Here is a 3215-nt window from a genome sequence, read left to right on the forward strand (position 1 = left end):
AATTTATGCAAATTCTCAGGCTCTTTCGGCTGACAATATGTTATACTGCAGGCTTGTCCCGTTACTATTGCCGTTATGCCGTAGACCGCACTGAAAATCAACGTTATGAATATGATTTTATGAGTAGTTTTATTTTTTCTGCAACCATTGCACAAGTTAATGTAAATATTCCTGTTACTGCATAAAAGCATACTTCTGTTTTAACAAAATAGAAAATAATGCAGAATATTGTCCATATAAAAAATGAAATCAAAGATTTTTTTCTTAACTTCATCTTCTTTTTCTCTGATATAGGTTTGTTTGGATGTTCAACCGGTGCAAATTTATATAAAATTAATACTGATAAAACCCATAGAATCGGAGATAAAAACCTTATCGTAGCTGTACTAAAAGTCTTTATTATTAAAATAAAAGCAGAAAGTACACACACAAGTGTCAGCATACATCCCCAATGCGTATCAGCATGGTATCCTCCGGCATACATTCTTATAGTTACAAACGCTGTCAAATTAATAACACAAGGAATAAATTCATTGGAAATTAAAGCAATAATAATAGCTATAATTAAGTTGAAGATTGTAGATAACAATAATTCTATTCCATAAGCATAAACTTCAGAATCTTCCACTTCTATTATTTTATTGTCGACAAAAAAACACGCCGTACCTTTTGCGAGTTTTGAAATCATTTTTCATCACCTCGCTTTTAGTATAGCGTGTTTAAGTTATTTTTTTCAATAGTTTTACGTCAAATGACATTTCTTGACGTTAAAGCTCATCTATTTTTATAATTTGTTCATATATAGATTCTTTCTGATTTATTTGATTTCTAATTCGCTGGTTAAATATTTTTATGAAATTTTACAATTACCTCATTATTGAGTTCCGCAAATTTAATATATGGAGTGAAATCATCGTAATAATCAAGACGTTTTTTCCAAATATATTCGATTGATCCATTGTCATTATGCACCAAATACACATTTAATCTTATTGAACCTGATAAACCTGCTTCACTGCAATTTCTTAATGAAATAGTATATTTTCCATTTTGGGTTGTATAACTATTATATTCTTCGAATTCATTAAACTTATACCACATCGTTTCCGAAAAATCAACCATCCATCGCTTAAAAAGGAATATTTGCCTTTGTGTATATGAAATCCGCAACGGCATTGCAAGCCGACTTCTGCTTAACTATAGCCGTCAGAGAAGCGGAGAAGCCCTTAGAGAGCTGTTCTCAATGATTATGAGGGAAATACAATCACTCTAAAAAGCAGGCTCCCAAATCGTTTTTTTGAGAGCCTGTTAAACAGTTAGAGTGTGCCTATTGTGATATGAGATATAGTGGCGATTTTAACTTGTTTGGTTTTGAATATAATTAAGCAATTATTTTTTTTAATTGCAATAATAAATTACTGAAATTATCCGTTTAAAACATCTTTAGACCATAGATACCAATTTCCTGAAAATGGTTTGCTTTTGATTGTGGAATTGTCGATAGCTAAATCTGAACCATGTCCATTATACTCATTATCAATATACACGAGGTAATAATTTCGTATCTTATCATTCTCAATTTTTCTGTTTTTTACTATAAAGTACATCAGCATATTTCCTTGATTATCATAGTTTACACGAATAAAGGAAAACACATTATAAGGGCTGTCTTTTTGGTATTTATTCCGCATATAAGTGAAATATTTATCAAAAGTTTCTTCTCCACAATCAATATATTCACTATTTTTCCCTAAACACTTCTCGATTATATGGTCATCTTGTGAATATATAATCATAGGGATTGAATCATATTTATATTTTTCAAAATAATCAACAATGGATTCCATATATTGTTTGTTATTCTTATAACAGTTTTTAACATACTCTTGATGTACTTTTTCCTTGTAAATAAAACTAATTATGAAAAACAAAGCAGGAATTAATACTATCAGCACAATAATATATTTTTTTTTCATAGTAATTACCCCGGATATATCTTACTGTGAAATATGAATGTAATCATAATCTTTAATCACATTATTGTAAAGATCATATCCGTATCTTACGTATGTTGAATCCTCTGTATTATCAAATTCTCCCGTTGTCACGAATGAATATAAGCTACCACCACTCTCTAATTCTTTTTTCGTAAAGCCACCAGCATGTCCTGCATATCCGAAGAGAATGTTTCCGAATATCTCAGCATTTATAATTATGTCAGAATATAAAAATGGAAATGAACTGGTCGAAAAACGAATATTCGCATTAACAGTTTTCATGAAATTATTCCAACTTCCGCTTGTTTTTACATCATATGGAGCATTATTTTTCACTTGACTAATCATCCAGGAATAATCTCCTGTTAAACGAGCACATTTATTGGATGTGTTATCATATTTTTGACAAGGATAATTAAGACTTTCTACGGGTGAAGGATTACACGAATAATAATGGAAGTGAAATTCCTGTGCTCCATATCTGAGAATTCCATTTAATATTGGCGTATAATCATATACATAAATATCCACCTTATCGTTATATACATTATCCTTATCAAAATCACTCCGTTTAACAGATGATATAAACACTGGATTATTAGGATTTAAACTTGCATTAAATTCTTCCAACGGCATTGTCTTTGGAGTGTAATTTTCATTAAACCATACTATGTCTTCAACTAAATCTGTGAATCCGTTATTTTTTGCTTCTAATAAAATAGCATAATATGTATTAAGATCAATAAAATATGAATCATTTGAATCTTTTTTAAACGAAATACCATCTGAAAATGTACGATGATTTAATTGGAAAAGTTGTGTAGCAGCAATTGACAAACCACCAAAAGTACCGTAAGCCTGATTTTGCATATCAAGATATCCCAAATACTCAAGGCATTTTTGAATAATTGTAACAGTTTCAGTATTGTCAAGAGCAATCATCTGTGAACTATAATTATTTGCTGAAAGTGAATTAGGATCGTAACCATCATTTAATCCATCCCCATCCGAATCCTCCTCACAGGGATTTGACTTAATTGGAAGAATCTCAACGCCATAAAAATATCGATGCATATAACTTGGAATCGAATCACTGTATTCATTCAACACATAAGAAAAACCCTGATCATGAACTTTATTCAAACACTGTTCAAAGGTAGGCAACTGAATATTGCCATCGTTATCCCATGTAATAAGCCCACTTTCAGTGTCAACTTC

The 3215-nt window shown here is 30.6% G+C and carries 3 protein-coding genes; all 3 read right to left on the reverse strand.

The window, feature by feature from the left end; all coding sequences use genetic code 11:
• Window positions 1-103 precede the first annotated feature (103 nt).
• Window positions 104-688, reverse strand: a complete 585-nt coding sequence (locus DW938_RS14355) for an accessory gene regulator B family protein (RefSeq protein WP_041337555.1) — start codon at window positions 686-688, stop codon at window positions 104-106.
• 736 nt (window positions 689-1424) lie between these two features.
• On the reverse strand, window positions 1425-1976 hold the full coding sequence (locus tag DW938_RS14365; protein WP_117925507.1) for a hypothetical protein: 552 nt from the start codon (window positions 1974-1976) through the stop codon (window positions 1425-1427).
• Window positions 1977-1997: 21 nt separating this feature from the next.
• Window positions 1998-3215, reverse strand: a 1218-nt coding sequence (locus DW938_RS14370) for a polymorphic toxin type 44 domain-containing protein (RefSeq protein WP_147342412.1), incomplete at its 5' end; no start/stop codon positions are given.

Origin of the sequence: Ruminococcus sp. AM43-6 (assembly GCF_003461785.1) — a bacterium.
Lineage (GTDB): Bacteria > Bacillota > Clostridia > Oscillospirales > Ruminococcaceae > Hominimerdicola > Hominimerdicola aceti.